Below are 6,470 nucleotides of genomic sequence, written 5' to 3' on the forward strand. Positions count from 1 at the left end.
CGGGTTCGCATTTCTGAGTTGCTTGCCGAAGATTGCGCAATTGAAGCGCAGACAGCAGTCGTTTTTGGGTTTTTTCTTGCGTTCTCATGCGCTTAGTTCGAATTAACCACATAGACGACTTGACTTGAAGAGGACGAAACAGAAGAATCCAAAGTCCGCTGTAGAGGGACTGCCAGAAGCAGACCCACTCAGCAGATCATGAGGCGCACATCCGCGCCGAAGTGCTACACCCGCAACGCGTTACCTCGCGCTGGGTGGGAAAACCCCGCAACACTTTGGGGCGCTCCCAATACTTGCTCAGTCAGTGCTGACGTAGTCGGCGACCACCGTCGCTCATGCTCTGCTGAGAAGTAAACCTATTAAGACCCGCTCCCTTTTGAGGGCGGTATTCTGGCGTTTTAGAGGTGAACAACGTGGAGCTTTTATCTGGCGGTGAGATGCTCGTCCGCTTTTTGCGTGACGAAGGCGTCAAATATATCTACGGGTACCCGGGTGGTGCTCTCCTTCATGTTTACGATGCCCTGTTCAAAGAACCGGAAGTGACCCACATCCTGGTTCGTCACGAACAAGCGGCGACCCATATGGCTGACGGCTATGCCCGTGCCACCGGTAAAGCCGGCGTGGTACTGGTGACCTCCGGCCCGGGCGCGACCAATGCCATTACCGGCATTGCCACCGCCTATATGGACTCGATTCCCATGGTGATCATTTCCGGCCAGGTGCCCAGCACCATGGTAGGCACCGACGCGTTCCAGGAAACCGACATGATCGGTATCTCCCGGCCGATCGTGAAGCACAGCTTCATGATCAAGCACGCTTCGGAAATCCCGGAAGTCATGAAGAAAGCCTTCTACCTGGCGCAATCCGGTCGTCCTGGTCCGGTGGTGGTCGATATCCCCAAGGACATGACCAACCCGGCTGAAAAGTTCGAATACGTTTTCCCCAAGAAAGCCAAGCTGCGCTCCTACAGCCCAGCTGTTCGCGGTCACTCCGGGCAAATCCGCAAGGCGGCAGAAATGCTCCTGGCGGCCAAGCGCCCTGTGCTTTATGCAGGCGGCGGCGTGATTCTCGGCGGCGGTTCCGCACCGCTGACCGAACTGGCCAAGATGCTCAATCTGCCAGTGACCAATACCTTGATGGGCCTGGGCGCCTATCCGGGCACCGACCGGCAGTTCGTGGGCATGCTCGGCATGCACGGCAGCTACACCGCCAACCTGACCATGCACCATGCCGACGTGATCCTGGCCGTGGGCGCGCGCTTCGATGACCGGGTGATCAACGGCGCACCGAAGTTCTGCCCGAATGCCAAGATCATCCATGTCGATATCGACCCGGCTTCCATCTCCAAGACCATCAAGGCCGATGTGCCTATCGTCGGTCCAGTGGAGAGCGTCCTGACCGAAATGGTCGCGGCACTCAAGGAAATCGGCGATACCCCGAACAAGGAGACGGTCGCCAGTTGGTGGAAGCAGATCGAAGAGTGGCGCGGTGATCGCGGCCTGTTCCCTTACGACAAGGGCGACGGCAGCATCATCAAGCCACAGACCGTGATCGAAACCCTGTGCGAAGTCACCAAGGGCGATGCCTATGTGACCTCCGACGTGGGGCAGCACCAGATGTTCGCGGCGCAGTACTACCGGTTCAACAAGCCCAACCGCTGGATCAACTCCGGTGGCCTGGGCACCATGGGCTTCGGTTTTCCGGCGGCCATGGGCGTGAAATTGAGCTTTCCGGATAATGATGTCGCCTGCGTCACCGGTGAAGGCAGTATCCAGATGAACATCCAGGAGCTGTCGACCTGCCTGCAGTACGATCTGCCGGTCAAGATCATCAACCTGAACAATGGTGTGCTGGGGATGGTGCGCCAGTGGCAGGACATGAGCTACGGCAGCCGTCATTCGCACTCCTACATGGAATCGCTGCCTGACTTCGTCAAGCTGGTCGAAGCCTATGGTCACGTGGGCATGCGTATCACGGATCTGAAGGATCTGAAGCCGAAGATGGAAGAAGCGTTCGCCATGAAGGATCGCCTGGTGTTCCTCGATATCCAGGTCGACACCAGCGAGCACGTCTATCCGATGCAGATCAAAGACGGCTCCATGCGCGATATGTGGCTGAGCAAGACGGAGCGTACTTAATCATGCGGCACATTATTTCCTTGCTTCTGGAAAACGAACCGGGTGCTCTGTCTCGTGTTGTAGGTCTGTTCTCGCAACGCAACTACAACATCGAAAGCCTGACGGTGGCGCCGACTGAAGACCCGACACTGTCGCGTCTGACCCTGACCACCGTTGGCCATGACGAGATCATCGAGCAGATCACCAAGAACCTGAACAAGCTGGTTGAGGTGGTGAAGCTGGTAGACCTGTCGGAAAGCGCGCACATCGAGCGTGAACTGATGCTGGTCAAGATCAAGGCCACTGGCGCCCAGCGCGCCGAGGTCAAGCGCACTACCGATATTTACCGTGGGCAGATCGTTGATGTCAGCGCCAGCGTGTATACCGTTCAACTGACCGGTACCAGCGACAAGCTCGACAGCTTCATTCAATCGATCGGCACCGCATCGATTCTGGAAACCGTACGCAGTGGTGTCACCGGGATTGCCCGTGGCGACAAAGTACTGAGCATCTAACTCAAATTAGCGAATGGCCGGAACGGCCTGATATAGGGGAAATTCATGAAAGTTTTCTACGATAAAGACTGCGACCTGTCGATCATCCAGGGTAAGAAAGTTGCCATCATCGGCTACGGTTCCCAGGGCCACGCTCAAGCATGCAACCTGAAGGATTCCGGCGTAGACGTGACTGTCGGCCTGCGTAAAGGCTCGGCTACCGTTGCCAAGGCTGAAGCCCACGGCCTGAAAGTGACCGACGTTGCTGCAGCCGTTGCCGGTGCCGACCTGGTCATGATCCTGACCCCGGACGAGTTCCAGTCCCAGCTGTACAAGAACGAAATCGAGCCGAACATCAAGAAGGGCGCCACTCTGGCCTTCTCCCACGGCTTCGCGATCCACTACAACCAGGTTGTGCCTCGTGCCGACCTCGACGTGATCATGATCGCGCCGAAGGCTCCAGGCCACACCGTACGTTCCGAGTTCGTCAAGGGCGGTGGTATTCCTGACCTGATCGCGATCTACCAGGACGCTTCCGGCAACGCCAAGAACGTTGCCCTGTCCTACGCCGCAGGCGTGGGCGGCGGCCGTACCGGCATCATCGAAACCACCTTCAAGGACGAGACTGAAACCGACCTGTTCGGTGAGCAGGCTGTTCTGTGTGGCGGTACCGTCGAGCTGGTCAAAGCCGGTTTCGAAACCCTGGTTGAAGCTGGCTACGCTCCAGAAATGGCCTACTTCGAGTGCCTGCACGAACTGAAGCTGATCGTTGACCTCATGTACGAAGGCGGTATCGCCAACATGAACTACTCGATCTCCAACAACGCTGAATACGGCGAGTACGTGACTGGTCCAGAAGTCATCAACGCCGAATCCCGTCAGGCCATGCGCAATGCTCTGAAGCGCATCCAGGACGGCGAATACGCGAAGATGTTCATCAGCGAAGGCGCTACCGGCTACCCATCGATGACCGCCAAGCGTCGTAACAACGCCGCTCACGGTATCGAAATCATCGGCGAGCAACTGCGCTCGATGATGCCTTGGATCGGTGCCAACAAAATCGTCGACAAAGCCAAGAACTAAGTTCGAGTCTTGTCAGGGAAAACGCGGCCTAGGCCGCGTTTTTTCGTTTGCATGGATAGGTTCTGGTATAAAGCTGGATCCTTTGTGGCCGAATCGCGGCCCTGGGTATCTGTCGAAACTTTTCACACCGTTGCAAGGTAATGTCCATGAGCGAACGTCCCGAAGAGCCAAACCAGGCCTCTGACGCCGAAAGCCTGCTACCGATCGATGAGCATGTCGAAGAAGGGCATGACGCTGAAGGCCGTAAAGTCCGGCATCGTGGTATCTATCTTCTGCCGAATCTGTTCACCACTGCGAACCTGTTCGCGGGGTTCTATTCCATCATTAGCTCCATGAGCGCCCAGAGTGCAATGAGCGCCGGAGATGCGGCCGGGGCGAGCAAGTACTTTGCCTTTGCCGCGATCGCCATTTTCGTGGCCATGGTGCTTGATGGCCTGGATGGGCGTGTTGCCCGCATGACCAACACACAGAGTGCTTTTGGCGCTGAATACGACTCGCTGTCCGATATGGTTGCATTCGGCGTAGCGCCGGCGTTGTTGGCCTTTGGCTGGGCCCTGGGTGACATGGGCAAGGTCGGCTGGATGGTCGCCTTCATCTATGTGGCAGGCGCGGCCTTGCGCCTGGCGCGTTTCAATACTCAAGTCGGTACTGCCGACAAGCGTTATTTCATCGGGCTTGCCAGCCCGGCAGCGGCGGGTGTGGTGGCTGGTATCGTCTGGGCATTCAGCGACTACGGGATCCAGGGGTCGAAGATGTCGTTCCTGGTGGCGTTGATGGTGGCCGCCGCAGGCATGCTGATGGTCAGTAACATCAAGTACAACAGCTTCAAGGACCTGGACCTGAAAGGGCGTGTACCTTTTGTGGCGATCCTGGCGGTGGTATTGGTGTTTGCAGTGGTGTTCAGCGATCCGCCGCGCATTCTGCTTTTGGTGTTCCTCGCCTATGCGGCGTCGGGCCCTATTCAGTACCTGTTGCACCTGCGTCGTCGCAAAAGCGTCGAGTGATGTAATTTCCCCCATACTCCGCAGTCTATTGGTACATCTGTCCTCCAATACTGCGGAGTTGCCATGTTATTCAAATTCCCCAAGTCGTCCGACTGCAATGAGTCTGAGGTTACGCCCGAATCTCTTTACCTCTCTCGACGCAGCCTGCTGAGTGGTGCGGTTGCGGGCATGGCGTTTGCCAGCTTGCCGCGATGGGCAGCAGCACAGGACGCGTCGCGTTATGCCGATGTTGAGCCGGGCCAGGCTCCCGGGTGGTTCTCCGACAAGCTGTCGACCACTCAGTGGCAAGCTGTAACCGTCAGGGATGAGGCGATCACTCCTTTCAAGGACGCGACTCACTACAACAATTTCTACGAATTCGGCACTGACAAGGGGGACCCGGCGGCCAACGCGGGCGCGCTCAAGACTCAGCCTTGGAGTGTGGTCGTGGATGGTGAGGTGGCTAAGCCAGGCCGCTACGCCCTGGAAGATTTCATGAAGCCCTACTCGCTGGAGGAGCGTATTTATCGACTGCGTTGCGTAGAGGCCTGGTCGATGGTGATTCCCTGGATAGGTTTTCCAATCTCTGCCTTGCTCAAGCAGGTGGAGCCCACCAGCAACGCCAAGTTCATTCGCTTTGAAACGTTGCAGGATCCCAAGAGTATGCCAGGCCAGCGCTCCGGCTTTGCCTTGATCGACTGGCCCTATGTCGAGGGATTGCGTCTTGATGAGGCGATGAATCCATTGGCGATTCTTGCGGTGGGGATGTACGGGCGTGAACTGCCTAACCAGAATGGTGCGCCGCTGCGCCTTGTAGTGCCTTGGAAATATGGCTTCAAAAGTGTGAAGTCGATTGTGCGCATCAGTCTGGTCAGCGAGCAGCCCAAGACTACCTGGCAGAGCATTGCGGCCAACGAATATGGTTTTTACGCGAATGTGAATCCGACGGTTGATCATCCGCGCTGGACCCAGGCTCGGGAACGACGTCTACCCAGCAGTCTGTTCAGTCCCAATGTGCGGGAAACCCAGATGTTCAACGGTTACTCGGATGAAGTCGCTTCTTTATATAGCGGCATGGATCTGCGGAAGAACTACTGATGCGTTATTCGTTCTGGCGTATCGGCGTCTTCATCGCTGCGGCTATCTGGCCGCTGTATTGGCTGTATGAGGCTTGGGCTTCGGTCTTGGGACCGGACCCGGGCAAGGTGCTGGTTGATCGCCTGGGGTTGGGCACGCTGGTGCTGTTGTTGATCACCTTGGGCATGACTCCTTTGCAAAAACTCACGGGGTGGCCGGGCTGGATCGCTGTGCGCCGACAGTTGGGGTTGTGGTGCTTCGCTTATGTAGTCCTGCACCTGAGTGCTTATGGGGTATTCGTCTTGGGGTTGGACTGGTCGCAGCTGGGAGTAGAGTTGCGTAAGCGCCCCTATATCTTTGTCGGAAGCCTGGGGTTCCTCTTTCTGTTTTTATTGGCTGTGACGTCCAATCGTTATAGCCAGCGTCGCTTGGGCGCGCGTTGGAAGAAGCTGCATCGCCTGGTTTATCTCATCCTGGGGCTGGGGCTGCTGCATATGCTATGGATTGTCCGGGCGGACCTGAAGGAGTGGGCGGTCTACGCTTCTATAGGGGGGCTGTTGTTGTTGCTGCGTGTTCCCCCTGTAATGCGCCGGATTCCGCGCCTAATCGCAAAGAAAGCATCTTCTGCAACAAAATCGTAATTAACCCTTGACGGCAGATTCTACAGGTCTATAATTCGCCCCACTTCCGGCGCAGTCGAAACGGAAAACTCCTTG

General features: G+C 56.9%; 6 protein-coding genes. All 6 read left to right on the plus strand.

Translation table 11 applies throughout. The features are described 5' to 3' along the window. Positions 1-413 precede the first annotated feature (413 nt). The 6 genes from AC07R1_RS28580 to msrQ all read left to right on the plus strand — a co-directional run bounded on the left by AC07R1_RS28580 (position 414) and on the right by msrQ (position 6,395). Positions 414-2,138, plus strand: a complete 1,725-nt coding sequence (locus AC07R1_RS28580) for an acetolactate synthase 3 large subunit (RefSeq protein ID WP_026019946.1) — start codon at positions 414-416, stop codon at positions 2,136-2,138. Between the two features lie 2 nt (positions 2,139-2,140). Next, positions 2,141-2,632 (plus strand): acetolactate synthase small subunit, encoded by a 492-nt coding sequence (gene ilvN / locus AC07R1_RS28585; protein WP_011063488.1) that lies wholly within the window; start codon positions 2,141-2,143, stop codon positions 2,630-2,632. Positions 2,633-2,677: 45 nt separating this feature from the next. Then, complete coding sequence (gene ilvC, locus AC07R1_RS28590) at positions 2,678-3,694, plus strand: ketol-acid reductoisomerase (protein WP_007959661.1); 1,017 nt, start codon at positions 2,678-2,680, stop codon at positions 3,692-3,694. 146 nt (positions 3,695-3,840) lie between these two features. After that, positions 3,841-4,698, plus strand: a complete 858-nt coding sequence (gene pssA, locus AC07R1_RS28595; RefSeq protein WP_011063487.1) for a CDP-diacylglycerol--serine O-phosphatidyltransferase — start codon at positions 3,841-3,843, stop codon at positions 4,696-4,698. A 63-nt stretch (positions 4,699-4,761) separates the two neighbouring features. Next, positions 4,762-5,775, plus strand: coding sequence for a protein-methionine-sulfoxide reductase catalytic subunit MsrP (gene msrP, locus AC07R1_RS28600; RefSeq protein WP_053160077.1), 1,014 nt, complete (start codon positions 4,762-4,764; stop codon positions 5,773-5,775). Further along, a complete protein-coding gene (msrQ, locus tag AC07R1_RS28605) occupies positions 5,775-6,395 on the plus strand; it encodes a protein-methionine-sulfoxide reductase heme-binding subunit MsrQ (RefSeq protein ID WP_495111172.1) in 621 nt (206 codons plus the stop codon). Before msrP ends, msrQ begins: the two co-directional genes overlap by 1 nt. Positions 6,396-6,470 lie beyond the last annotated feature (75 nt).

This window comes from Pseudomonas sp. GW821-FHT07F01 (assembly GCF_059418825.1).